Source organism: Microcoleus sp. D2_18a_D3 (assembly GCF_036702455.1).
Lineage (GTDB): Bacteria > Cyanobacteriota > Cyanobacteriia > Cyanobacteriales > Microcoleaceae > Microcoleus.
Map to the genome: position 1 here is coordinate 69,918 of NZ_JAUBTK010000011.1, position 26,038 is coordinate 95,955.

Genomic DNA, 26,038 nt, shown 5'->3' on the forward strand with positions numbered 1-26,038 from the left:
AATATTGAATAACTAATGCTGTGAATTTTATACCTTTGGCCTGATACTCTATGCCTTGCGAATACTAAATGTTAATAACTGACAAACTGCTACTTTCCTATCAGCGATGCCATCTCCGAGCATTTTTAGACACCTGCGGAGACTGGAAACAACTAGATCCCCCCAGCGATTTTTTGCTGAAACTGATGCGCGACAGCGCGGCATACCAGCAGCAAGCTTTGGAACACGAGACTTACCAACAACCATATTATCCTAGAGGGGATTGGGAAGCCGGCGCGGCCGCTACATTGAGTTTAATGCAGCAAGGGGTCGATCGCATTTACCGAGGAGTTCTGATCCAGGGCGAATTCGGCCAAACCAACGGCGCAACAACTTCTCTGGTAGGAATTGACAGTCAATATTTCCCAGAATTTGGCGAAATCCCCGAAACTCCCGTTCATCTTTCATCCTCCAATCTTCACTCTTCAAACATTACCCTGATCAGCCGCCCCCATTTATTAATCAAACAGCCGGGACAATCAAAATTTGGCAATTGGAGTTATATTACTGCGGATATTTGGCTTAGCAAGCGACCCAAACAAGAGTATCAAATTATCGCAGCTTTTCACGCCCAAGTTTTAGCTTCCGTACAGGAAACAATGCCCGAGGCTGCGTGGCTGATGCTGCGAAAAAAAGGGTGGTGGCAGGTGAATCTCGACCAGCGAACTCCTCAGATGTTCGAGATTTTAGACAACTGCATTCAGATGATAGAAAATCGGGATAAACCCGAGGTGTTCATTTCCCGGCAAAAGTGCAATCTTTGCGGTTGGTATACTATCTGTCACGCCGAAGCCGAATCTATTAAACATCTTTCCTTATTGCCGGGAGTTACTGCCAGCCGCTATGCTAGATTAAAAACTCTCGAAATTACTGATGTAGAAGCTCTCGCTAATGCTAGTTCCGAACTGCTGGCTGAGTATCCAGAATTCCCGGATAGAGTTGCTTTTGATGTGGTGCAGCAAGCTCAATCGCACTTGCTAAATCAACCGCTGTTGCGGGAAGAAGGAAGGAGGAAGAAGGAAGAAGGAAGAAGGGAAGAAGGAAGGCACGACACGGATACAGGGATTAACGATCGAGAAGAAGGTAGAAGTGAGAATTCAGAAGAAGTTAACTCATCTGAAATAGTACCAGATATTGTAGACAATATCTTGAATGACATCGCAGTTGAGGAAGTGAAAATTAGAGAAAATAAACCTGCGACATCTTCTATACCTGCGCCAATTCTCCGCAAGAAACCAATTCCCTATTCCCAATCTGTCTTTTTGCCGATCGCCCCAATCGAACTCTACTTTGATATTGAAGCAGAACCAGAGTTAAACTTGGATTACCTCCACGGAGTCTTAGTTGTTGACAGGTACAACAATACGGAAAAATTCCACGGTTTTTTAGCAGAATCAGCAGCCGAGGAAGGTGCAATCTGGCAGCAATTTTTAGAATTAATGTGGACTTATCCTATTGCTCCGATTTTCCATTTTTGCGACTACGAAGTCAAGACTTTTAAGCGACTGGCTAAACTTTACAATACTCCAGCTTATTTGTGGAAACCCGTGCTGAAACGGTTTGTAGATATTCACAAACAAGTGACGCAAAAAGCGATTATGCCGGTGGAAAGTTACGCACTCAAACCAATTGCCCGCTGGCTGGGTTTTGACTGGCGAGATGCTAAGGCTAATGGTGCTCAGTGCGTCTGCTGGTACGACGATTGGCTCAAAACTGGCGATCGCTCGCTCTTAGAGGCGATCGTCCGCTACAATGAGGATGACTGTCGTGCTACTTATGTGGTTAAAGATTGGTTGACCAATTTTTTGCTGAATCATGAGCCGTGATTTTTAGATGTAACGAACCGCGAAGACGCAAAGGGCGCGAAGGAAGAAAGGGAAGAGGAAGATAGGTAATAATGTATTTATTGGTAAAATGCGAAGGCTAGCAAAAGCAACTATATTTATTGTCTGTTTTTTGATGGCAGCAACTGTTGCTATTTGGGTAAACCAATCTGCTCAATCTTTCGCTGTTACGAAAATAGATTTTATCGGCAGAGCAATATTTCCTACAGGTTCTCCTTTTCAGGGGACGGAAATTGGCGGAATTTCGGGCATTACTTATGATGCCGAGAAACAAGTTTATTATGCCATTTCTGATGACCGCAGCAGCAAGGCTCCGGCGCGCTTCTATACTCTCAAAATCAACTTGGAATCTGGGAAACTGGAAAAAGAGCAAGTTACTTTTACGGGAGTCACTACTTTATTAGATGAAAACGGCAAAAGTTTTCCTGAATTAAGTTTAGATCCGGAAGGGATAGCTTTTACTGGCAATAGCGTGTTTGTTTCTTCTGAGGGAGATGTCGAGCGCCAAATAAATCCTTTTATCAAAGAGTTCTCCCTCGATGGTAAACTGCTGAAAACGCTGCCAATTCCTGAACTGTTTTTGGCCGACGACAAGGGCAGTAAAGGCATCCGCAACAATCTCGCTTTTGAAAGTTTAACTTTAACGCCCGATCGCAAATACCTATTCACCGCCACCGAAAACGCCTTGGTTCAAGATGGCGGCGTAGCTTCCCTGGAAACCGGGAGCCCGTGCCGGATTTTGCGCTACGATGCGGTGAGCGGCAATCCAGAAGCATCGTTTCTCTACATCACCGAACCGCTACCCGCTGGCGCGAATCCTGTGGGAAAATTAACTAGCAACGGTTTAGTGGATTTGTTGGCGATCGACGATAACCGCTTGCTGAGTTTAGAGCGTGCTTTCTCCCTGGAAACCGGCACAACTATCAGAATTTTTGAGATTTCCTTGGAAAAGGGCGATCGTATTGAAGCGCTCGAAAGCCTCAAAAGCCGTCTCAGCGAGGTTTCTCCCGCTCAAAAACGCCTGCTGCTGGATTTGGAAACGCTGAAAATCCCCCTAGACAACATTGAGGGGTTGACATTTGGCCCGGTGTTAGGCGATGGTAGCAGAGGTCTGATTTTGGTGAGCGACAACAACTTCAGTCCCCTGCAAGAGACTCAAATTTTGGGCTTCCAAATAAAAGTTCAAAAAACCTCTTGACAAAAGGTGAAGTGATAGGCATAATAGAAATTGTGCCTGAAAAAACGGCAAAACGAGGGACAGTAGTTCAATTGGTTAGAGCACCGCCCTGTCACGGCGGAAGTTGCGGGTTCGAGCCCCGTCTGTCCCGTTCTCTCGTAAATCGAAAGTTTAAACCTTTCATAAATCTCTTTCTAAATAGAGTTCGTTTTTAGTCAGGACTTCATTCCTCCTGCGGAGAAAAAAGGACTAAAGTCCTGACTGCGAATCTTATGCTATTTAGATAGCAGGACATGATTAAGGAGCGGGAAAATATGACCGTTACAACCATTAATCCCTCACCGGAAAAAACGACACAACGGATAGTATTATCTAATATCAGTTGGCAGACTTACGAACGCTTATTAGCAGAAGCAGGAGACAAGAGATCCTCGCGATTTTCATATTCTCAAGGAGTCTTAGAAATTCTCATGCCATCCGACTTGCATGAAACTATTAACTGTTTGCTCAAACGGATTGTTACAGCTTTGACTGAGGAGTTGGACTTGAAGATTAAGGGATTTGGTTCGACGACTCTCAACCGTGAAGATTTAGAACAAGGTGCAGAACCAGATTCATGTTTTTATATCCAAAATGTCGATCGCATTCTAGGGAGAAGGCTTGACATCTCAACCGCTCCTCCCCCAGACTTGGTAATTGAAGTTGATATTACCAGTCCTTCTTCTAATCGATTTGTAGTTTACACACAGCTAGAAATCCCTGAAGTTTGGCGGTATCGGGGACAAACTGTACAAATTTATCAATTGCAAAATCGGGAATATATTACCTGCGATCGCAGTCCGACATTTCCCATCCTTTCTGTAGCAATGCTCAATCAATTCTTGCAGATGGCAGAAACTCAAGATGACAATGCGATAATTCGGTCTTTGCGTCAATGGGCGAAAGAGCAGTTGCGATCGCCCGCAAATGAGCAATAATACTAAACTTAATTTAACTAATTCCTTTCTCCCACGGACGATCGACTCCCAGCAGCCCTCAAAGGTGCGAGGAAATAAAGGGTCGGGCGATCTGATATGTCAAAACCAGAGCGATGGGCACGAGGATCGGAATCGCCACTAGCAGTCCCCATTTGCCAAACCTAAGTTTTTGACCGTCCGATTTTAACAGGAAAATCACAGCGGCAATTCCCATAAGTATCCAGAGACCACCGAACCCCATGAAGACTGTATAGCCTGCATCTTGCATTTTTTTTGACCTTTAATAGTAGTCCATCTTGAATGTTAGTTGCAGTCTGTTTCTGCTGACATCTTCTGATAGGTTGATCGCACTTACTAAATATGACTCATTTCGAGTTTGGTCGGCAGCGGCCCTGACTCTCGCACTCGATCCGCTGAGTTCGATCGCTCATAATAGTTGCTAAATCCGGCCTTCCCGTCAGCTTCAGCCGCCAGTCTGCCCAAATTCCGTACAGCCAGTTGGCGATCGCCCCGATCGCTGGTAACTTAGTCACAGCATAAACCCAGCCCATACCTAAAATCTCGTAGGTGCGGCGAAAAACCTCCACATTTTTAACCGTCGTACCGTCGGGTAACACCGCGTGAATCCGCCCCATCGCCGTTTCGTAGTCGATTCCGCCGTGGGCCTCCGGGTTGTAGCCATCATCCGCGATATCCACAAACGACACTAAACCTCGCCCCGCGTCCTGTTTTTTCAAGAAATTAACCTCCCGCACGCACAGAGGACATTCACCGTCGTACAGCAACTCAATCTGCCAAGCAGGCGCAACAGACTCGGGTGAGGGCGCAACAGATTCGGAAAACTCAGTTTTAGCAGCAGACATAGGGAAATAAATTTTAACGTCGTCGATCGCACACAAACATTTTACAAGCATCAATAGTTATCAGGTGCGCCTTGGGTACTCCTAAAGCAGTTATTTGTGGTGTGAAAAATAGTCCCAAAGGTGAATCCAGTCTTGGCCGCCCGCAAGCTATTATCGTCAAGATGCCTTCTAGTGCGTTGCGGGAGACTCTCGCCCGATCGCTCGTTAGCTCCGCGATCCGAAGGAAAGCCCTCGAAGAGGAGCGCCCATTATCAAGCAATTCGAGGCAAAGCAACTGCCAAGCACAACTTTTAAGTCGGCAACAAAATATAATAAAATTTGAAGTCTTAAACATCAGCTATTCCCCCAACCCGTAAATCGCCCAATCTAAAAGCAAAAATCTACATGAATGTCAGAGTCCGTCTAGCGCCCAGTCCCACCGGAAACCTACACATCGGTACCGCCAGAACCGCCGTATTTAACTGGCTGTTTGCCCGCAACCAAGGCGGAAAATTCATCCTGCGGGTAGAAGACACAGACGTAGAACGTTCTAAAAGCGAATACACCGATAACATCCTCGAAGGACTCACCTGGCTGGGTATGGAGTGGGACGAAGGCCCGAGTTTTCAGTCACAGCGTCTGGAAATATACCGCCGAGCAGTCCAAACCCTTCTAGACAATGGACTCGCCTACCGCTGCTACACCACGTCGGAAGAACTCGACGAAATGCGGGAAGCACAAAAAGCCAACAAACAAGCCCCCCGCTACGACAACCGGCACCGCAACTTGACAAGCAAAGAGCGCGCAGCTTTTGAAGGCGAAGGGCGACAAGCTGTGATTCGGTTTATCATCGACGACGATCGCACGATCGCGTGGAACGACATGGTACGCGACACCGTAACCTGGAAAGGTAGCGACCTCGGCGGCGATATGGTAATTGCCCGTGCATCCAGCGGCGGCGTCATCGGCCAACCACTCTACAACCTCGCCGTAGTTGTCGATGACATCGACATGGGCATCACCCACGTCATCCGCGGGGAAGATCACATCGGCAATACTCCGAAACAAATATTGCTCTACGAAGCTTTGGGCGCGACAATCCCAGAATTTGCCCACACGCCGCTGATTTTAAACTCCCAAGGGCAAAAGCTTTCTAAACGCGACGGCGTAACCTCGATTTCTGACTTCAAAGATATGGGCTACGTCCCCGAAGCTTTAGTTAATTACATGACTTTGCTCGGTTGGACTCCGCCGGATTCAACGCAGGAAATATTTACACTGTCGGAAGCAGCAGAATTATTTACATTCTATCGAGTCAACAAAGCTGGTGCAAAATTTGATTGGGATAAACTCAATTGGCTAAACAGTCAATACCTGCACAAAATGCCAGTGCCGCAATTGACAGATTTGCTGATACCTTATTGGTGGCAGAAAGGCGGTTATGAGTTTGATTCGGAGGCAGACCGCCCCTGGCTCGAACAAATAGCTGCTTTAATCGGCCCGAGTCTCGTTCGCTTAACCGATGCTGTGGATATGTGTAAGGTATTCTTCTCCCCCACCGTGGAATACGAAGAAGAAGCACTCGCACAGTTGCAGCAAACAGGGGCGGCACAGGCTTTACAAGCAGTTGTAGAAGCTATGGAAAGTCATTCGTCCCTGACATCAGCGGAAGCTCAGAAAATCACTAAAAAGCTCAGTAAAGAGAAAAATCTTAACAAAGGGCTAATTATGCGATCGCTCAGAGCCGCTCTGACAGGTGCAATGCACGGCCCCGACCTGATAGAATCTTGGGTAATCCTTCACCAGCGAGGAACGGCTAAAACCCGTTTGCTTGATGCCATTAGCAACTTGAATGGGCCTGCTGTTGGTGTCGCGGACGAAACTCCTACCCCAGAACAACCACACGCAGAAACAGTCGCCGAAAGTTCTGCTACAGAACAGTCAGCAGTGGAGGTTTCAAAAGTCGAAACACCGACTATTGAAACAGTCGAAACCCCGGTTGTTGAACCATCAGCAGCAGAGGTTTCAGAAGTGGAAAAACTTGCGATCGAAACAGTCGAAACGCCGACTGTCGAACAAGCAGTCGAAGTTACAGCAGTCGAAATACCGACTTCAGAAACAGGCGAAGTGTCGGCTCTTGAACCAACCGACGGGGAGGTTGCAGCAGTCGAAATACCGGCTCTTGAAACAGTCGCAGCAGCAGTTGAAATACCTGCCGCCAACCAGCAAAAAACTATTGCGAGTGGAGAAATGACTTCATCAAACGAACCAGAAACAACCGTTATCATCACCGAAGTTCCTGCCGGAAATGAAGCAGACAGTTCAAGCGGTACAACAAAAGTCATAATTACCGAAGAACCGCCAAGTCAGACCCAGCAGATCAAAGAACAAATTATCGCAATTTTGTCCGAGTTTCCCGCTTACATTGGCAGCTTTTACGAACAGTACAAAAGTCCCTTGACTGTTATCGGTGTAATTGTAGCCTCGATTGTCTCTTTGAAAGTGCTTTTGGGCGTAATAGACGAACTCAACGACATCCCCCTGCTAGCACCCACATTCGAGCTAATTGGTATCGGATACACCGTGTGGTTTGTCTACCGCTATTTGCTGCGATCGTCCAATCGGCAACAATTAGGTCAAGAAATTCAAGCATTGAAAGAACAAGTTTTCGGCAAAAAGTCCTAAAATTTTGCTGGTAATTTGTTGAATTTGTGCCCGACACTGATAACTTTAAATAAGTTGTTAGTGTCGGGTTTTTAAATGACTAATGACTGTTGACTGTTGACTGTTGACTGTTGACTGTTGACTGATGACTGTTGAGTGTTGACTAATGACTAATGACTAATGACTAATGACTAATGACTAATGACTAATGACTAATGACTAATGACTGATGACTAATGACTGTTGACTAATGACTAATGACTAATGACTAAACCCCAGCCGCAGTAAAAGCCGCCCAATAATAAGGATTGGCAAAAGGATAGGGTTTGCGGTTGCGAATTTGCTGCAAAGAAGCCTCCGCAATCAGGCGAGAACTTTGAGAAAGCCGATCGAACATTTGCGAAATTTGAGGTTGAAAATCCGCCAGCAACACCTCCAATTCCTCGCTAGTCAAATCCCGCAGCCACCTTTGAGCGTCCCCCAGCGCGATCGCCACATCTCCCACCTGCAACCGAGAAAACCGTCCCAGATTTTCATAAAACTTGCTCGTCAGCAGCAGCGTAGAAACATCGTTCACCTTCCAAAGACTGCTAACCACACTAGACGTGCCAGCATACAACAAACCCGCCGACAAACCCACAAAATCTCCTCCAGCACCGCTAACTCCGCCAGCGGCAATTTCGCAACCCGATAAAGTAACTAAAAAATATTGCCGAAAATCCAGATTAAAAATTTCCTCCAAACTCAGAGAATCATTCCTCAAAAACACGGCGGATTTAAGAGGCCAAGCCAAATTAAGCAAACTCAAACAAGCAAAATGAGCGCATTTTTTCGGCTGCAACTGCCCTATTTGCTGGGGCAAATTCCCATTATTAGCAGACATTTCTTGGGAAAAAGCCTCTTTAATTGCCGGCTTATGGCGCATAACTTCTGTATTGGCAAAATACTGGGAAATCTTGCCGATTTCAATGTTGCTGTAGAACGCATCTCTGGTGAAAGTTGGAATTGCCAAAAGCTGCTGCAAACCGGGTCTGTACCGACCCAGAGCCGCTCCGTGTGCACTTTGTCTCAACAGCAATAGCTGACAGCTAGGAGCATAGCGAATTCCTCCGGCAAATCGATCGATCAAATAAGCAGCAGGCGCTGCAACGTCGCCAAAAGACGAACTTTGAGAAAAATCCGAAAGGCTGTAGGTTTCCACATCAAAACCGCTGCGATCGCTCCACCCAGACCTAAAAATTCCCCCACCGTCCTCAAACCCGTCTCTCCCCGCCAAAGGCAAAGCGTGGAGTGGCAAAGCGTGCAAAAATCGGTGCGGCACAAAAATCAGCCGATCGCAATTATCGGGAATCAGCGCCACCACTCGATCGATTTCCAGCATCGCAGCCAAGCGTTTGAGGCGAGTCGGGAGATGATTGATCCAGCGACCTTTTTGTTCAGAATAAGCGGTGAGGTACTCCTGGCCCCAACTTTCGGCAGCCAAAGCATTTTCCGCCGAACACAGGTGAACGGCGGGATATTGTGCACTCTTTAGCACCACAAAAGCAACCAGCAACTCACCCAAACTCGCCCACACCACAGCAGCGCAATTGTCATCAGGCAACAATTGGCGAATTTGCTCAAAAGCGATCGGTTCAACTTTGTGAGCGAGGCTGAAGAAAGGATCGTTTGCCTGCACCTCCCGCGCAATCAACCTATCCAACTGCTTCCACAATTGATTTAAGTGCATGAAGTCCGAGTTCGGCAGCAGAGAACCGCTGTTCAAACCTTGGCTATCGCCCTCAGAAATCAAGGTCGTGTTGGGATCGGGTTCTCCCTGTTCTTGGTGCTGCTGTTCCCCCGCTATTTCCAGTTGCAGCGACTCCAACTCGCTTCGCACCGCTGCGGGAATTTCGGCTTTCGGAGTCAAGTGGCATTTAACCAGCAGTTCTACCAAATTCCGATTTTTGTGGCGTTCGGCGTATTCCAGAGCCTTAGCGTAATATTCAGGTTGGCTGGCGCCGAGTTCCAGGCAAACTTGCACCAGGCATTTATAGAGTCCAGCCCAGGTGCGGGTTAATTTGACTTTTGCGGTAGTCGTCCGATCGCCAAAATCGGCTGTATCAACCCCAACTTCGCAACGCAAGAATTCCACAGTATCCACAGCAGCAGTAAAAACCCCGTAGGCGCGAAGCAAGTCGCCTCGAACTCGGTAAGCTTGACCCAAATAAAATAAAATTTCAGCCCAGCGGTGGGGATAGGTTTCGCGAGTGTAGACTTGACAGGCGCTGTGATAGCAACTGATCGCGCTTTCCATGTGCGACAAGTCTTCCGCCTCCGTAAGTTGCGAATAAGCCCTGCCGAGATAAATTTGCAGCATTGCCCAGCGGTTGGGATATGCCTGCTTGGTGTAGACTTCGGCCGCATTTTGATAGCAGGCGATCGCGCTTTTTAGGTTGCGGTTTTTTTCCCCTTTCACGTGTTCGCAGAAAGCGCGGCCGAGGTAGGCACAGAGCATTGCCCAGCGTTCGGGAGATTTTTGGCGGTTGCAAAACAGCAAAGCATTTTGATAGCAGGCGATCGCCATTTCCATATTTTCGGCTTTTTCCCCTTTCACCCGCCGACTGTAGATCCTACCGAGGTAAGTTTGGATCGAAGCCCAGGCTTCGGGAAATTTGATGCGGGTGTAGACTTGTAAAGCATTTTGATAGCAGGCGAGCGCCATTTCCAAATTTTCCACCGGATCGCCTTTGATGCGATCGACAAACACCCGGCCCAAATTCCTTTGAGTCGTCGCCCACTGCTGCGGAAAAGCTTCCCGAGTCCGCACCTGCAAAGCTCTCTGATAGCACGTAACCGCGTATTCGAGATTTTCAGCTCGGTTGCCCTGCTGCAACTCACAGTAAGCATTTGCCAAATTATTTTGAGTTGTGGCCCAACGCCGGGGAAAGACCTTGCGGTTGTAGACTTGCAAAGCATTGTGGTAGCAAGCGACTGCCAGTTCCAGATTTTGGGCTCGGTTGCCCCGCAGTCGGCGGCTGTAAGCACGGCCGAGATTGTTTTGAGTGCTCGCCCACTCTTCCCCGAAAGCCTCGCGGCTGCGAACTTGCAGCGCGTTTTGATAGCAGGCGATCGCGTGTTCTAGATTGTCGGCCGGATCTCCCCTGAGACGCTCGCTGTAAGCGTTGCCCAGATTGTTTTGCAACGTCGCCCACTGTTCCGGGTACTGTTCGGGCGTGCGTACTTGCAGGGCATTTTCAAAGCAAGCGATCGCCTGTTCGATATTTTGAGCCTTATCACCTCTGGGGCGATCGGTGTAAGCGTTGCCCAGATTGTTTTGCATCACCGCCCATTCTTGGGGAAAGTCTTTGCGGGTAAAAACCTTAGCAACTGTTTCGTAACCGGCAATTTCGATTTCCAAGTTATTAGCCTTGCTGCCGAGGGGAAACCGCCCAATTTTGTTGCTCACATTGCCGATCAGGGCTGCAATCCGCCTTCTCTCGGATTCTTTGGCTGCAGAAAACACCAAAGTTGCCCAGCAGCGCAGCAGTTGTGCAAAATTCTGGTCGAGTTTATCTAAATTGTTTCTCAGCAGCGAGTACAGGTGCTGCGAATCAGCGCTGCGCGCGACTGCCTGCAATACTTCTGCTAAAAAAGCCAGATATGCTGCCGCCGTTGCGGGCAATTTAGAATTCCCTTTTGCAGATTCTAAGGGTGCGATCGCCCTTTGGAAAAATTTTGCAGCTTTCAGCAAGCTTTCTCGCGTCAGTGCCACTTCTTCCAAATAAAGCGTTTGCACGAACCCAAAGTCGATCGACTTTGGGTTCGTCCTCAAAATCAAATCTATTCCTGAGTCGCCAGGATTTTCCAGCAGCGCTTGGAGCATATTAACATCAGTTTTGCGACGCTGTTCGTCCATCGTGCATTCCGCCAAACTATTAACCATAGGAGCGCTGCTTCCGTGCAACCAAGTGAACTACCCACCGCTAAATCGTAGTACCGAATATAGTAGGGGCTTCTGTACTCATAGGCGAGTGCCTTAGCTGAGACTTTCGTCCAACCTTTGGTCTTACCTCGCCTCCTAAAGCCGAAACGGCTGAACCTTCCGCCTTTAGTATTTTGATACCTTCTGCTTTCATATTTATCCCTGCTTTCTTCTCGCGAGCGCGATCGGTAGCACAGTGAGGACAAGTCCCTTCCCTCATATCTAATGGCATCTCGGTCATTTGATGGAAACAATTAGAACAAAGTTGCGAACTGGAAACCCCTCTATCAATCTCGACTAAGTTCCCGCCTTTGCGTTCCCACTTGTAGGCTAAGAAGTTGGTAAAACTTCCCAAAACCTCATCCGATCTCGCTTTCGCCAAATTTTGATTGCGAATCCTGTTCCAGAAATGAAAGTTTTCTACTATAACCGCGAGGCGATCGCTGACCAACTTATAACTAAGTTTATGTATAAAATATTGCCACCAATGCCTAAACCGTTCGCATACCTTGGCAACAGCTTTTCTATATTTGTATTCAGAATTACTTCTTTTCTGCTGGCCTGTAAACTTTTGCTGCTTGGGCTTCAAGTTCTTCTCGAGCTTTGCAAAATGCTTGGCATTGTCATATTTATATCTTTTTTCATCATCGGGGACAATAGCAAAGTATTTCACTCCTAAATCGCCAGCAATTCTACCTTCTTTTGTTTTCTGGTTATCAGCCTTCTTGATTTCAGTCAGTATAGATGCAAGATATTTTCCTGAATATTTTTTACTAATAATAGAAGTCTGATTTTTCCCCTCACTTAATCTATATCTCTTTATTTGTGTCTGACTTATTTTGCTAATACTTAAAATTAGAATAAACACAAAATTGACGTTTTTAGGATGCTGAACTAACAGTTTTTTAGCTTGATATGGGAACTTATAAAACCCCGCCACTTCATCAAAAAAGTTTTTGTATGCAGTCGTTAAGTTGATCGTAGTAGCTTGCCCAAATTGGCTGTAATACAGACCTAACCCTACACTTACATCGAATTTTTTGATAGCAGGTAAAAGTGTGTTGAGGCCGGAGTAGCCACGTCCTTTACCAGTTTTTTTATAAACTTCAATTGATTTATTTAGATCGTAATTAGACCACCAACGCGCACCCCCAAAAGTTGAAGCTACTTGTATTTGTTGATTTTGGGTAGGATACAAACGAACTTGGATAGCCTTGTGTAGCAATCAACATCACCTCCTTGGTTCTTCTATTCTCTCACAATATACAGTTGATTATCAAAGCATTACGAAAAAATTTTGTGACGAGGATTACATATTTTCTCTCTTGAAAGCGATAGCCAAAATTACTTGAGGATGCAATCGCCGTCACCCGCCCTTCCCACTATAACGGTACTCAGTTGAGTTGGAAGGGCGCGAAATATAGCCTTTCGAGCGTAACATGAGGTGCACGCTTGATAAGCGGGCATAGGGCATAGGCCTCCGTGGGCATAGGGCATACCTCACCAAGATTGAGAACTACTATAGTTAAACTAGGATTCACAAGTCCCAACAGATACGCAGATAGCGAAACTAGCACCTACGATCGCTAATAGTATAATTTTGCGCGCTGCTCTTTAGTAAAATCGCAGTTCAAAACACCGTCAGTCTTTCAGGGCGGGTTTCACAGACATTTCTAAATTTGACAAACCCGCCCTGACAGACTTGCAGCGGGGCGGGTTTACTTTATACCCCGATCGGACTTAGGCCAAAAAACCGGGCTTCTGGGAAACTATTGGGTTTGGTAACGAGGAATCTCGAAAGAAACCCGGTTTCTGAGGAAGAGTGTGTCCTCGACTAAGTGAGTTATCTAGGATATTGCGCGAGTTTCAGCGCTACAGCTAACAAAAATCAACTCAGTAAATTTTACTGTACCGCTTGAGAGCGCAAGGCTGACTCCACTGCCAGCAGAGCTCGATCGACTTCAGCGGCGGTGACAATCAGCGGCGGGACAAACCTCAGCACTTTGGGCCCTGCTGGAACCAACAAAACTCCTGCGGCGATCGCAGATTTGACGATATCAGCGGATGTAAGTTCGATATCAGCTTGCAATTCCATCCCGACAATCAAACCCCAGCCGCGCACTTCGGCAATTAAATGCGGATATGCTGCCGCCAACTTGTTGAGGCCTGCTTTCAACTGTTCCCCGCGCTGCTGCACGTTTTCCAGAAGGTTTTCCCGTTCTAAAGTTTGGCAAACGCACAAAGCTACAGCGCAAGCAAAAGGATTGCCGCCGAAAGTGCTGGCGTGACTTCCCGGTTCAAATACATCGCAGAAAGATTTGCACAGCATAGCGCCGATCGGGATACCGCCGCCCAATCCTTTGGCAGATGTAAAGATATCCGGTTCAATGCCGAGGTTTTCGTAGCCCCAGTATTTGCCGCTGCGTCCCATCCCGACTTGCACTTCGTCGAGAATCAGCAAAATGCCTTTTTCGTCGCAAATTTCCCGAATGCGCTGGAAGTAGGCGATATCTCCGGGGCGAACTCCGCCTTCGCCTTGCAGCGCTTCTAGCATAATTGCAGCTACTTGGCGTTCGTCTTTGTCGAGTTGCTCGATCGCACTTTCGATCGCACTAATATCGTTGTAGGGCACGTAGTGAAATCCGGGAACCAAAGGGCTAAAACCCTTCTGGTATTTAGGCTGTCCCGTTGCCGTAATTGTCGCCAAAGTCCGCCCGTGGAAACTCGCAACGGCGGTAATGATTGTCGGATTCGAGATATTTAATTTTTCGTGGGCGTACTTGCGGGCGAGTTTAATTGCCGCTTCATTAGCTTCTGCACCGGAGTTGCAAAAGAAGGCTCTGTCCGCGCAAGAATGGTCTACAAGCCACTTTGCCAGCTCGCCCTGTACAGGGATGTAATAAAGATTAGAAACGTGGTGCAGGGTCTGAATTTGCTGAGTTACCGCTGCAATCATTGCCGGGTGGGCGTGTCCCAGAGTGCAGGTAGCAATACCAGCCACAAAATCGAGATATTCGCGGCCCTCGGTATCCCAAACGCGGCAGCCCTGGCCCCGTTCTAGGGCGATCGCAAAACGCCCGTAAGTTGTCATTACATAGCTGTCGAAGCTCTCAGAACTGAAGGGACTGGCTTCGGCTTGCACGCTTGGTTCTTTTAGTAAGGTTTCTGGACTCACGAATCGCTCCTTAACACATAATATTCAGACCTCGATTGTACGGTAAAAATCCAGGTTAGCGGTGCAGGCTGTTAGTTTTGTCATAAAATCATAACAGTAACTTCAATTAATCCCTCACAAATCTACTGATGAGTTATTACATTTCTCCTAACTTTCTCGATAAAGTTGCGGTGCACGTCACTAAGAACTTTTTAAATTTGCCCGGGGTAAGAGTTCCCCTAATTTTGGGAATTCACGGCCGCAAAGGAGAAGGCAAAACTTTTCAAACCGAACTGGTTTTTCGGCGGATGGGCTTTGAACCGGTGATGATATCTGGTGGGGAATTAGAAAGCCCGGATGCCGGAGATCCGGCGCGTTTAATTCGCTTGCGCTACCGGGAAGCTGCGGAGCAAATTCGCGTGCGCGGCGAGATGTGCGCCATCTTTATTAACGATTTGGATGCCGGTGCGGGCAGGTTCGATACTACTACTCAATATACTGTCAATACTCAGATGGTCAATGCGACTCTGATGAATATTGCTGACAATCCAACTAACGTGCAGTTACCGGGAAGTTACGACAGTACGCCGCTGCACCGAGTGCCGATTATTGTCACCGGAAATGATTTTTCTACGCTTTACGCGCCGCTGATTCGCGACGGGCGGATGGAAAAGTTTTATTGGGAACCCAGCCGGGATGATAAAATTGGCATTGTTGGGGGAATTTTTGAGTCTGACAAATTGTCAAAAACCGAGATTGTGGGGTTAGTTGATAATTTTCCCGATCAGGCGATCGACTTTTTTAGCGCTTTGCGATCGCGCATCTACGACGAACAAATCCGCGAATTCATTCACAAAGTAGGAATCGAGCGAGTTTCCAAGCGTTTAGTAAACACTTTGGAAGCAGCGCCAGATTTCCAGAACCCGAATTTCAGCCTCGCTCATTTATTAGAAATGGGCAATTTGATGGTGGGTCAACAAAAGCGGATTCAGGAAATGCGCTTAGTAGATGAATACAACCAATCGCGCCTGTTCAACGTTCAAGGAACCCCCAATGCTGCGGCTGCTAGGCCAACGCAAAGTCAATTAAACGACCCGTCATCGAAATATTATAAGGCTTACGTCGAGCCAACAAGTTCTAAAGGTGATAACGGTCATGCGGCGGGGCTGAGTTCCGAGGTATTGGAACAAGTAAAACAGTTGTTAGCAAGAGGCTGCAAAATTGGCATAGAATATGCAGATAATCGCCGATTTAAGACTGGTTCTTGGCAAAGTTGCGCGACGATTAACAATGCACAGGAAAAAGATGTGGTTGCATCTTTAGAAACTTGTTTGGCGGAACACGGCGGCGAATACGTGCGGCTGATTGGTATCGATCCAAAAGTCAAGCGGCGGGTAGCTGAAACAATTATTCAGCGGCCGCAGGGTTAAAGCTAAAGTAGTTAAAGTTATGAAGGACACAACAGTGTTCATAGGTGTCAACTTAAGCTGTCAGCCGGCGCACCCGGTAGTCCGCCAGTCCGCCAGGGAATGAATTCCCTGTCTAATAGCTAAAGTCCTCTGAAGAGGACTAATGAGTTTAAAAATTTTTCTTCTCAGTGCTCTTGATACCAATTTTTTATGAGGCTGCATAGAATCTGCTCGCCCCTAACCCCCCTTAATAAGGGGGGGACAAGATTCTTCTCAAAGTCCCCCTTCTTAATGGGGATTTAGGGGGATCGAGATATGTGCAACTTGACCTTAAATTGGTATGAGAGGACTTTAGCTTTGAGGCAGGGGTTTCAACCCCTGTCGGACTATCGGTTTAACGTTAAGTTGACAGCAATGAACACTGTTGTGTCCCTACAGGCAATATCTTCTTACTCTCGCCGTAGGCTACAGGACAGACAGAGATGATGCAAACCAGCGGCGAATTAATTCAACTTGGAAACGGTAGCCCTGACTAACTTCCTCAATCAATTCGCGTTGCAGAAGTAAATTGAGTGCATCGGATTTATCGGGAAACTGTTGCAAAATAGTTAATCGGCTGACTATTGCCCCTTCTCCTCGTGCTGCCAAAAACTGCAAAAGAGCTAATCCTGCTGCATCTGCTTGATTGCTTTGAATATCGGCAAAAAAGAAACTGCCAACACTTAAAGCCTCTGGGATTGCGGCTTCGACATCGGCTAAAGTTGCGAGTCGGCGGATAGATGGATCTTGCTCGTTTTTTAGGGCGATAATTTCAGCGCAGAGGAGTTGGATTAGGAAAGGGTGACAGCGGGTGAGTTGCAAAACTCGATCGACCGCATTGGGTTCGTAACGCAGGGTAAAATCTTGGACGGGTTGCTCAATTAGTTGGCGCGCTTCGGGTTCTTTCAGGTAGCTGATATGAACGACTTGGACATTGATTAAATAGCTAGCCCAACGCTGAAATTCTTCTATTGTATGGGAACCAGCTAGCAGCACTTTGAAGCGGGGACGATGTTGAATCAGGTGACGCAACATTCCCAGAACATCCTCCTCATCAAAGCGTCCTTTTGTGATGGCATTATCTAGCGCCTCGAATTCATCCAAGGCAAGCAGGGCAATATTTTGTTGTAGCGCTTGTTCTACTTCGTCCAGCCATTCATCAAAGCGGGTGAAAGGATCATCTTGCAGTGTTTCGCGCTTAAGAGATGGGAGAGTAAACGCACTTTGGCGCTGGGCTGAGTTTGCCATACTGCGGGCGATATTGTAGAGAAAACCAGCATAATCACTCGCTGATGAAACCGGCCCTTGTAAGTCTACGAACATGGGAATGATAGTGCTGGGTAGCAAGCGTCCCAGGTTGTTGAGGAGGGATGTTTTGCCCATGCGCCGCTGACCGTAGAGTAACAAAGGAGGGCGGCGGCGGTCTAGCAGTAATTGCTCGATGCGCGTACTGATGTAAGTTCCACTTAAGTCAACGGGTTTGACAAAGATTTCCTGTTGTTTTGTCAGGGGTACGCCGATTATATAAGGGTTGTCGATTTCTTGTCGCAGTTCGACAACTTCTGCTAGTTCCCGCACATAGTCGGTGACAATTTCATACCAACTATATGCAATAGGGCGAAAATGTACTGCATATTTGTCACCACGGCGGGTCAATTCTCGAATTAAATCATTTAATCTTTCTGCTACAGCACTGAGGGCTAAACGCTGGTTGTAAGCACTGTTTTGGTTGAGGGCTGCTGCTACATCCTCGCTGATGCTATTAAAGCTACTTAGGAGGGAACTAACTGGACTATCCAGTTCTCCAAGGGCTAGATTGCCGTAAGTGTTACCGATAGCAGCTACATCCGTACAACGTTCTAATTCCCGTGCATCAAGTTCAATTTGTACAGCTTGTGCAGCCCAACGCTGACGGCTTGTGTTTAAATAGTTGAGTGCAGCTTTGCCCTCTTCTGGATTCCGCCTCATTACTAAAAGAACGTGCTGGTCTAAGCCTTGTAGCGGAAGCCACTGCCGCTCATCCCAAAAAGCGGAATGCCAACGTAAGAAACTAAGTTTATTGGTTTTGTGTCCTTTGTCTAGTTGGTAAAGCAGAATATTCCATCCCGTGAGGAAAGGATACAGTACCACTGGCAGCCATAAGTTGATAGTTATTCCGACGCCCAACGCCACGCCCAACGCCACGCCCGACGGCACACCCCACGCCACGCCCCACGCCACGCCCAACACCAGGCTCAACACCAGGCTCAACGACGCCACGCCGAACGCCACGCCCCACGTCACGCCCAACCCCACGCCCGACACCACGCCCCACGCCACGCCCCACGCCACGCCCCACGCCACGCCCCACACAATCTTTTCTACTGGCACACCTCGTAGCCAAAGCACTAAGGCCAAAAAAATTGAATTAGTTAGGACAGGCAAAACCAGAAATGCTTGTATTAGTAGCTTCCACAAAGCTGGGTTTTGCCATCTTAAACCTCTTTTGCTGTTAGATTTGCGGTCTAAAGCAGGGTCAATACGCTTGAGATGATTTTGCCAAGCCGACGGATGAAAGAAAAACCACAACAGCAGTTGCAGGCTACCCATAATTAGGTTGGGATGCTTTTCTGGTGCATTGGTGTAGGCGTTGCGCGGCACATTTGGCGATGTCATTTAGATTGGGAATTTTTATCAGTTTTCTCAGTAGAGTATCAGAGTTATTTGTTTTCTATCATTTCATAGTTTGAACATCTGGATAAGCCAAAATTTTTGAGTCAGCCGTTAATAGCTGACCTCCATAAATTCTTGCAGTTGCTACAATTAGTTGGTCAGCCGGGCCCCTGTGAAAACCTGTTAACTTAGTTGACTCAACAATGATAGGAATTGTCAGGTTCAGTAGCTGCACTCCTGGATAAGCCAAGGCCGCAGTCAACCACTCATCAACTGCGAGTGACAGAGCGAGTCTGTTATTCTCTACCAACTTAGCAACTTCCCAACAAGAAATCATACTCACTCCTAAACCTTGAGATTGGTATTGTTATATCCACTCTCGATGCTGCTGGGTTAGTCGCGGATTGTTGTCCGCCCACCAAATCCAGATATGGGTATCCAGTATTATCATTGCAGTGCTTCCCATTCTTCCAGAGGTAAAGCAGGTTCAAAGGGGTCATCGTAGCGATCAACCGTCCCTTGCAAGGGATAATGCAAAGTATGGATAATTGTCTGATTAACCCAACTAAGATAATTATTTAATTCTTCATAATCCTGCAATTCTTGTAAGTCTTCGGAAGTGAGTTCAGCTACATTTCTTTTAGCCGTTAATATTCCAATTCGCTCCAGGAAAAACCTAGAAGCGCGAAATACCAGCACTCCTTGTGCTAACTCTACCCTAACAGCTCCTTCTCTTGGCAAAGTTTTAGGTAAACGCTCCAACCTTATCGGTAAATTAGTTGTCATAGTCTCGCTCTAAAAATGTTAGTTTCATTTTATATAGATTGTAAATCAGCAAAGGGTTTTAGTTGCTCTAACCCTTCTTCACGCCACTTATCCCCCATTTCCCCATCTTCCAGACTAAATAATCGTTCTCGACAAAGGATTTGCAGCAGCAGAGGCCAGCATTTACTTTGATTCAAAATCCACTCGACATCCTCAGCCGGAAAAGGAATGGGCGAACTGGCTATCAACTCCCGTGCTTCAGCTTCAGTCAAAGCAGCCAGAGTTGTGGTATATCCAAAGATATTGAAAAAAGGCGAACTATGTCCCGTACTGCGCGCTAATTCGATCGGCGATTCTGGAGTTGCCAAGACAAAGCCTAAATTCCCATTGGTTTGGTTAGTCGCCAAAGAGCGCAAACTCTCCCAAAACCCATCATCTAATTCGGGACAGCGCTGTAAACCTACACCAATTTCATCTAATAGGATGACTGTAGGCTGACGTAAATTACTGCTAACCGCATCCATAAATCTATCTAAGTCGCAAGGGTTAGGTACTGACATTTTTAGGCATTCTAAAATGTAGCGCAGCAGCCCTTCCCGATTTTGCCGTCGCGAATCTTGAAAATCTACGAAAATCCAGCGATAGTTTTCTGGATGGGGCAACCAGTCAGATTTTTGACCGGGGCGCAACTCTTCTGTTGGGGTGGTGGTAATATTTTTCAAGTAGTGCAGCAAAGAAGTCTTGCCAGTGCGCCTTTTGCCGATAATCGCAGCATTTTGCAGGGGACGGCGTTTCAGTAAGTCGAATAGGCGTTTTAGTTCCTTCTGCTGCCCGAAAAAGTAGCGCGGATGGGTGATGGGAGTACCAGTGATGAAAGCAGAGGTTTCCTCGAAGATAGGCTTAGGGATAGTTTCGTCTATATGTACGATATTTCTCCACTCATACCCCAATCTCTCGCTAATTTCCAGAAAATATGAGTAATCAACAGGTTGTCCCGTCAGAAATTTCTTGACTGTGGATAGCCCAATGTCCAATTCTTCAGCCAAAGCCTTCTGACTCGGAAAGCCGTTGCGTCCTAAGGCCGATTTGACTTGTTCGATACACCCTGGAGAAACTTTGAGCGATCGACCCATGATGCCTCCAGAGAAAATTACTAAGTCGAATTATAGATTTAATCTCAACTAAAAGTCAACGAACAAGTCAACCCGATCGACTTTTTTCTCGACTCCGAATTCAACCTCCCATGTTCTTCAATAGAAGAGTAGAGTTGAATTTACACAAATGTCGGACAATAAATTACATCCCAAGCAAGCACCATCCTCCGATGATTCTGCCAAGCTCGATCGCAAGATTATTCAAGACAGTTGGCGTCAAGCGCGTTTGAGTTCTCACGCAACTCTTGGATTCATCATTGTCAGCACTTTTGTCAATATTTTAGGCATCGGATTGTTGTTTTTTGGCAAAGTTCCAGAAGGAACAATTACCGCCACTAGCGGCTTAACAACAAATATTGTTAGCTTGCTGGTCATGTTTGCGAAAGAAAATAACGCTCGACTCGATCGCTTAGCCAAAGAGTTCAAAGACGACGATTAAATAAACATAGTTAAAGTAGGGTGCTCTGCGGCGCACCTTACAAATTCAAATTAAATTCTGCAAAAATTTATCAAAAGTTGCGCGATCGGGCATAGCACCTTGAGCACCCACTTTAGTTGTGCACAGAGCGCCCGCTGCTGCGCCCCACCGCACCGCCTCTGACAAGGACAGATCGGCATCTAAGGCCGAGGCAAAGCCGCCGTTAAAAGCATCGCCAGCGGCCACAGTGTCGATCGCCTCCACAGCAAAAGCCGGTACAAAAAAGGTTTCATCCGCAGTAACAGCAACAGCCCCGCGATCGCCCAATTTGACAATAACATTCTTGACACCGCGCTCCTGCAACTGTTTGGCAGCTACAATCGCTGTTTCCGTGTCATTCACCCGAAAACCTACTAACTGGCCCGCTTCCACTTCATTCGGCGTGATAATGTCAATTAGCGGATAAAGTTCGATCGGCAAATCTGCCATAGCCGGTGCTGGATCGAGAATAACTCGCACCCCCGCTTGATGAGCAGCTTTCGCAGCTTTTTGGACAATTTCCAGGGGAATTTCTAACTGTAACAGCAAAGATGTAGCTGCTGTTAACAGTTTTTGGAGACGTTCTATATCTCCTTCACCGACATTGTTATTCGCGCCCGGAATCACAATAATATTATTTTGACCTGTCTCGTCTACGGCGATAATTGCCACACCTGAATGAGTGTTTTGGTCTATTAATACATTGTCTGTATTTACACCATAAGATTGTAAACTTGTCAATAATTCTTCAGCAAATTTATCGTTGCCGACGCGACCGATGATGTGGGTGGAAGTGCCGAGACGGGCGGCGGCGACGGCTTGATTTGCTCCTTTGCCGCCGCCTGCTGTGAAAAAATTGCTACCGATGATAGTTTCCCCTGGTTGCGGCAACCGGGGAGTTTTTGCTGCTAGGTCGATGTTGATACTGCCGAATACGATGATGGTCATAAATTATTCAATTTGGTAATTGGTAAGCTGTAGCGCATTTAATTGGTAAACTACTGTTTACTTAAACTATTGTGAGGCAGGCAGGATAGCCTGGGGCGATCGAACTTCAAGTTAAATGCCAAATAGTTTAATTGGTAATTGGTAATTGGTAATTGGTAATTCTCCCACTCTCCCATTCTCCCCCTCTCCCCCTCTCCCTCTCTCCCACTCTCCCTCTCTTCCTGAAGACGTGCTAGAACAGTTATGGTCTTCATCGGTCAATTCAATGGCTGCAATTACTCTCGATCGCAATCCCTGTGTCCTGCTAGTTGAAACAGACGAAGTTCTCGCCGGACACTTGAGTCTAGACTTAAAATCCTCCGGCTATGAACCGGTAGTAGCTTCTAACACCGCCACCGGCCAAAATTTAGCCCGTGAATTGCAGCCTGCTTTGATTGTAATTGACCGGATACTTGGCGCTGAGTCGGGGCTGTCACTGTGTTCTCACCTCAGAAGTATTGGCAATCGGGCGCCGGTGCTGCTATTGGTCGGTCGTGATACAGTTGATGATCGCGTAGCTTGTCTGGAAGCTGGGGCGGATGATTATTTTCTTAAACCTTACCGCACTGAGGAGTTTTTGCAGTTGGTGCGCTTGTATTTGCAGCCGGATAACAGCAGCAACGAACAATTGAGGTTTGGCGATTTAGTTTTGGATTTGGCCTCTAGGCGGGCCCTGCGGAACGGACGGGCGATCGACCTGACGATGAAGGAATATGAGCTGCTAAAGTATTTGATGGAACATCCCCGCGAGGTTTTGACTCGGGAACAAATTCTCGAAAATGTTTGGGGTTACGACTTTTTGGGCGAGTCGAATGTAATTGAGGTTTACATCCGCTATCTGCGACTCAAGATTGAAGATGAGGGGGAAAAGCGCTTGATTCAGACGGTGCGCGGTGTTGGCTATGTGATGCGGGAAGCTTGAAGAAGTCATTAGTCATTAGTCATCAGTCATTAGTCATTAGTCATTAGTCATTAGTCATTAGTCAGTTGTCAGTGGTCATTAGTCAACAATGCCCATGCCCCATGCCCTATGCCCCATGCCCCATGCCCTATGCCCCATGCCCAATCTAAAATCTAAAATCTAAAATCATTATGAATTATTTAGCTACTTTGCTCGGTATTGGAGTAAGTATATTTTTGCTGGGATGTTCGCCGACTTTACCTGTGGCGAATGCTGGTGCTACTGGTATTTTGGCGAATCAGTCTCCGACGGCGAAAACATCGGGTCAAGTGCTGCCTGTTTCTGCTAGAGCTCGGATAGGCGATCGCCCAATCGAACTCGAAGTGGCGAAAACACCGGAACAGCAGGCTATGGGTTTAATGTACAGAACTTCTTTGCCGGATGACAGAGGAATGCTGTTTGAGTTTAAACCGGCGCGGCGGGTCAATTTTTGGATGAAAAATTGCAAGATTTCTCTGGATATGATTTTTCTGCGGGATGGGGTGGTTGAGGCGATCGAAGTTTCTGCACCTCCTTGTACTGCAGATCCTTGTCCTACCTACGGGCCCGATACTGCTGTCGATCGAGTTATTGAACTCCGGGGCGGGCGAGCTGCTGAACTCGGTGTCAAAAAGGGCGATCGTATTGAAATCGAGTTTTTCGACTAAAACTTCGGACTGTTTCAGTAAAATCTGCACACAGACATAATCCCCGGGTTTCCATCCCCCAGAGAGCCCCTTGCCTTCGGAATTCCCAAGAAAATTTAGAAACTTTACAAAAATTGATAAAATCTATTAGAATATTAATGTAACATTCAGTACAAACACCGAAAGATTTGCTAGGATGTCGATCTCAGTCAGTCAGGACTTGAGCTTGTTTCCGGAAGCTGTAGATTGTTGGTCGCAGGTATGAGACGAGTCAGCGACTCGTTACCAATCCTGAGAGACGATACTCAGCCTCAAGGTGTAGCAACACGAAAAGAAATTCTCTGGAAGTTCTGACGATCGAGCTAAATCTACTAACCCTATCTAAAGTAATATGCTACGAGCCAAGTTAATTGGCGGTAATTGGCAAACTTAACTTCTGGTAGCAGTTTTGGGTTTGATCGAAATATCTAACTAATTTTGCCGAAGTAGATTTGCGGATTCTGCATTTCGGCAGATGAAGTTAAACTCTGAACCTGGTTTAGTAGTTTTAGGTAGCAGAATAAATTCTGATTCGCGCTGCAAAGATGCCGAGGTATTCAGTTTAAGTTCGATCGCGATCGCAAGTCGATCGGGCCGACATCAGCAAAATTGCAAAACCTTTCACTTTTTGGGAAAGGTTCGCTTTACAGTCGCACTCAGCATTATGTTTGGCAGTTTAACCGCTAATACTGTTTTAACAGCTATCGACGGTAACAAGACAAATTTAAAACTGGCTTATTACTCATCAAAAACATCAGGTTCACATCAGAAAATGGTGTCCTATACTTAGAGGTGAAATCACATGGCACCCGCTAAATACACTAGATTAATTCGATTTTTACAAGAAGATTTGGCAATTTCGCCCGCGTCAATTGCTGTCGCCGAACGTGTCGGCGATAACAAACAGCGGCAGCCTGATAAAGACCCGAATTCCTTGCCGATGGTTCTGTGGCAATACGGTTTAGTCACTCTCGAACAGTTGGATAAAATCTTTGATTGGTTATCCGAAGCATATTAAAAGGATTTTAGATTTTAGATATAAATAATCCAAAATCCAAAATCCTTTAACAACTGAGATTAGGATTCAGCCAAGAATTTGGCAGCAGCGGCAACGCCGGCACCAGGAGTGTAGCCTTCATGACCCAATTCTCGCAACACGACTTCTAAAGAGGAAATTGCTGCTAGAATATCGCGATCGCACACAAAGCCCAAATGACCGATTCGGAAGATTTTACCTTTCAAATGGTCTTGTCCGTCGGCGAGAGCAATGTCAAATCTCTTTCTCATCAAAGTCCGCACTTTTTGAGCATCTACGGATGCTGGTGGCATAACCGAAGTAATCGCAGGGCTGGCGGCATCGTCAGCAGCAAACAACGGCAAACCTAAAGCTTTTACAGCAGCGCGAGTAGTTGTCATTAACCGTTTGTGTCGCGCGAAAACATTTTCCAACCCTTCTGTTTTCATCATCTGCAGTGATGCTTGCAGGGCAAAAAACATATTGACAGGGGGAGTAAAAGGAGTGGTGTTTTTGGCAGCGTCTTTGCTATATTTACCCAAATCCAAATAATAGCGGGGCAGTTTCGCAGTTTTGTAAGCTTCCCAAGCTTTCGGACTGACGGCCACAAAACCCAAACCGGGAGGAATCATGTAAGCTTTCTGAGAACCCGAAGCAATGACATCGATGCCCCAAGCGTCCATCGGAATATTGACAGCGCCTAAGCTAGTGACAGCATCGACCATAATTAAAGCTTCACCGTGGGCTTTAACGTGGCGGTTGATGGTTTCGAGGTCGTTGAGGACGCCGGTGGAGGTTTCCGAGTGGGTGATGATGACAGCTTTGATTTGCTTCTCTGTATCTGCTTCGAGTTTTTCGCGGAAGTGTTCGGGGTCTAAAGGTTGGCCCCACTCGGCTTTAATAATTTCGGCATTTAAACCGTAAGCTTCGGCGACTTCGGCCCAGCGTTCGCCAAATTTGCCGTTAGTGCCGACTAAAACTCGATCGCCCGCACTCAGGAAATTAATTATCCCAGCTTCCATCGCGCCGGTACCAGAAACCGTTAAACTCAGCACGTCACTTTTTGTTTGGTGCAGCCATTTCAAGTTTTCGGTACATTCTGCAAAAATCGCGTCAAATTCCTTGCTGCGGTGGCCCATCGGGTGTTTTGCCATCGCTAACAAGGCCGCTTCAGGTACCGGCGTCGGGCCGGGAATCATCAGCATTAATTTGTTGTCCATGATATTGTCCTAAGTTTTTCTGTGGGAGTTATATAGAATAAATCAAATACGAT

The 26,038-nt window shown here is 46.8% G+C and carries 21 protein-coding genes, 1 tRNA gene and 1 pseudogene; 12 read left to right on the forward strand and 11 right to left on the reverse strand.

Annotation, left to right across the window (positions count from 1 at the left end; genetic code table 11):
• The first annotated feature begins 68 nt into the window (after nt 1–68).
• The 4 genes from QUB06_RS07735 (at nt 69) to QUB06_RS07750 (ending at nt 4,037) form a co-directional block, all read left to right on the forward strand.
• On the forward strand, nt 69–1,865 hold the full coding sequence (locus QUB06_RS07735; RefSeq protein ID WP_333434798.1) for a TM0106 family RecB-like putative nuclease: 1,797 nt from the start codon (nt 69–71) through the stop codon (nt 1,863–1,865).
• Nucleotides 1,866–1,953: 88 nt separating this feature from the next.
• The gene (locus QUB06_RS07740; protein ID WP_333434799.1) at nt 1,954–3,081 is read left to right on the forward strand and encodes an esterase-like activity of phytase family protein; all 1,128 of its coding nucleotides are present in this window, start codon (nt 1,954–1,956) and stop codon (nt 3,079–3,081) included.
• Nucleotides 3,082–3,137: 56 nt separating this feature from the next.
• Nucleotides 3,138–3,211 (forward strand) — tRNA-Asp (locus tag QUB06_RS07745).
• A gap of 163 nt (nt 3,212–3,374) precedes the next feature.
• Nucleotides 3,375–4,037 carry a Uma2 family endonuclease gene (locus tag QUB06_RS07750; protein WP_333434800.1) on the forward strand — a complete coding sequence of 221 codons (663 nt, stop codon included), beginning with the start codon at nt 3,375–3,377 and terminating at the stop codon, nt 4,035–4,037.
• A 58-nt stretch (nt 4,038–4,095) separates the two neighbouring features.
• Here the strand turns inward: QUB06_RS07750 and QUB06_RS07755 are convergent, their stop codons facing one another.
• Nucleotides 4,096–4,305: a hypothetical protein gene (locus QUB06_RS07755; RefSeq protein WP_333267459.1), complete on the reverse strand. Its 210-nt coding sequence runs from the start codon at nt 4,303–4,305 to the stop codon at nt 4,096–4,098.
• Nucleotides 4,306–4,402: 97 nt separating this feature from the next.
• The gene (locus QUB06_RS07760) at nt 4,403–4,900 is read right to left on the reverse strand and encodes a DUF393 domain-containing protein (RefSeq protein ID WP_333434801.1); all 498 of its coding nucleotides are present in this window, start codon (nt 4,898–4,900) and stop codon (nt 4,403–4,405) included.
• 384 nt (nt 4,901–5,284) lie between these two features.
• On the opposite strand from QUB06_RS07760, the pseudogene gltX reads away from it, so the two are divergent.
• Together gltX and QUB06_RS07770 are read left to right on the forward strand one after the other, a co-directional pair.
• Nucleotides 5,285–6,727: pseudogene (gene gltX / locus QUB06_RS07765) on the forward strand (glutamate--tRNA ligase); the annotation flags it as partial.
• Nucleotides 6,728–7,129: 402 nt separating this feature from the next.
• Complete coding sequence (locus QUB06_RS07770) at nt 7,130–7,564, forward strand: CAAD domain-containing protein (protein WP_333434844.1); 435 nt, start codon at nt 7,130–7,132, stop codon at nt 7,562–7,564.
• A 247-nt stretch (nt 7,565–7,811) separates the two neighbouring features.
• Here the strand turns inward: QUB06_RS07770 and QUB06_RS07775 are convergent, their stop codons facing one another.
• From QUB06_RS07775 to QUB06_RS07785, 3 genes are all read right to left on the reverse strand, one after another.
• Nucleotides 7,812–11,468, reverse strand: coding sequence for a CHAT domain-containing tetratricopeptide repeat protein (locus QUB06_RS07775; protein ID WP_333434802.1), 3,657 nt, complete (start codon nt 11,466–11,468; stop codon nt 7,812–7,814).
• A 40-nt stretch (nt 11,469–11,508) separates the two neighbouring features.
• A complete protein-coding gene (locus tag QUB06_RS07780) occupies nt 11,509–12,732 on the reverse strand; it encodes a transposase (RefSeq protein WP_333434803.1) in 1,224 nt (407 codons plus the stop codon).
• Nucleotides 12,733–13,410: 678 nt separating this feature from the next.
• On the reverse strand, nt 13,411–14,682 hold the full coding sequence (locus tag QUB06_RS07785; RefSeq protein ID WP_333434804.1) for an aspartate aminotransferase family protein: 1,272 nt from the start codon (nt 14,680–14,682) through the stop codon (nt 13,411–13,413).
• A gap of 128 nt (nt 14,683–14,810) precedes the next feature.
• Between QUB06_RS07785 and QUB06_RS07790 the strand changes: the two genes are divergently transcribed.
• Complete coding sequence (locus QUB06_RS07790; RefSeq protein ID WP_333434805.1) at nt 14,811–16,091, forward strand: ribulose bisphosphate carboxylase small subunit; 1,281 nt, start codon at nt 14,811–14,813, stop codon at nt 16,089–16,091.
• Nucleotides 16,092–16,535: 444 nt separating this feature from the next.
• Here QUB06_RS07790 and QUB06_RS07795 read toward each other — a convergent pair whose 3' ends face one another.
• The 4 genes from QUB06_RS07795 to QUB06_RS07810 all read right to left on the reverse strand — a co-directional run bounded on the left by QUB06_RS07795 (nt 16,536) and on the right by QUB06_RS07810 (nt 20,659).
• Nucleotides 16,536–18,764 (reverse strand): AAA family ATPase, encoded by a 2,229-nt coding sequence (locus tag QUB06_RS07795; protein WP_333434806.1) that lies wholly within the window; start codon nt 18,762–18,764, stop codon nt 16,536–16,538.
• 58 nt (nt 18,765–18,822) lie between these two features.
• Entirely contained in the window at nt 18,823–19,098 is a 276-nt protein-coding gene (locus QUB06_RS07800; protein ID WP_333434807.1) for a type II toxin-antitoxin system VapC family toxin, read from the reverse strand.
• 110 nt (nt 19,099–19,208) lie between these two features.
• Nucleotides 19,209–19,547: a hypothetical protein gene (locus QUB06_RS07805; RefSeq protein WP_333434808.1), complete on the reverse strand. Its 339-nt coding sequence runs from the start codon at nt 19,545–19,547 to the stop codon at nt 19,209–19,211.
• A 29-nt stretch (nt 19,548–19,576) separates the two neighbouring features.
• Nucleotides 19,577–20,659: an ATP-binding protein gene (locus tag QUB06_RS07810; RefSeq protein ID WP_333434809.1), complete on the reverse strand. Its 1,083-nt coding sequence runs from the start codon at nt 20,657–20,659 to the stop codon at nt 19,577–19,579.
• 148 nt (nt 20,660–20,807) lie between these two features.
• Between QUB06_RS07810 and QUB06_RS07815 the strand changes: the two genes are divergently transcribed.
• The gene (locus tag QUB06_RS07815; protein WP_333434810.1) at nt 20,808–21,119 is read left to right on the forward strand and encodes a TRADD-N-associated membrane domain-containing protein; all 312 of its coding nucleotides are present in this window, start codon (nt 20,808–20,810) and stop codon (nt 21,117–21,119) included.
• 45 nt (nt 21,120–21,164) lie between these two features.
• Here QUB06_RS07815 and rbsK read toward each other — a convergent pair whose 3' ends face one another.
• Complete coding sequence (rbsK, locus tag QUB06_RS07820) at nt 21,165–22,085, reverse strand: ribokinase (RefSeq protein ID WP_333434811.1); 921 nt, start codon at nt 22,083–22,085, stop codon at nt 21,165–21,167.
• Nucleotides 22,086–22,350: 265 nt separating this feature from the next.
• On the opposite strand from rbsK, the gene nblR reads away from it, so the two are divergent.
• The 4 genes from nblR (at nt 22,351) to QUB06_RS07840 (ending at nt 24,768) form a co-directional block, all read left to right on the forward strand.
• Nucleotides 22,351–23,046, forward strand: coding sequence for a response regulator transcription factor NblR (gene nblR, locus QUB06_RS07825; protein ID WP_333434812.1), 696 nt, complete (start codon nt 22,351–22,353; stop codon nt 23,044–23,046).
• Nucleotides 23,047–23,216: 170 nt separating this feature from the next.
• Nucleotides 23,217–23,732, forward strand: a complete 516-nt coding sequence (locus tag QUB06_RS07830) for a DUF192 domain-containing protein (RefSeq protein ID WP_333434813.1) — start codon at nt 23,217–23,219, stop codon at nt 23,730–23,732.
• 493 nt (nt 23,733–24,225) lie between these two features.
• The gene (locus tag QUB06_RS07835) at nt 24,226–24,540 is read left to right on the forward strand and encodes a hypothetical protein (protein ID WP_333434814.1); all 315 of its coding nucleotides are present in this window, start codon (nt 24,226–24,228) and stop codon (nt 24,538–24,540) included.
• Nucleotides 24,541–24,552: 12 nt separating this feature from the next.
• Nucleotides 24,553–24,768: a DUF2949 domain-containing protein gene (locus QUB06_RS07840; protein ID WP_333136155.1), complete on the forward strand. Its 216-nt coding sequence runs from the start codon at nt 24,553–24,555 to the stop codon at nt 24,766–24,768.
• A gap of 59 nt (nt 24,769–24,827) precedes the next feature.
• On the opposite strand, the gene QUB06_RS07845 is transcribed toward QUB06_RS07840, so the two are convergent.
• Nucleotides 24,828–25,985, reverse strand: a complete 1,158-nt coding sequence (locus tag QUB06_RS07845) for an alanine--glyoxylate aminotransferase family protein (RefSeq protein WP_333126546.1) — start codon at nt 25,983–25,985, stop codon at nt 24,828–24,830.
• Nucleotides 25,986–26,038: the final 53 nt, after the last annotated feature.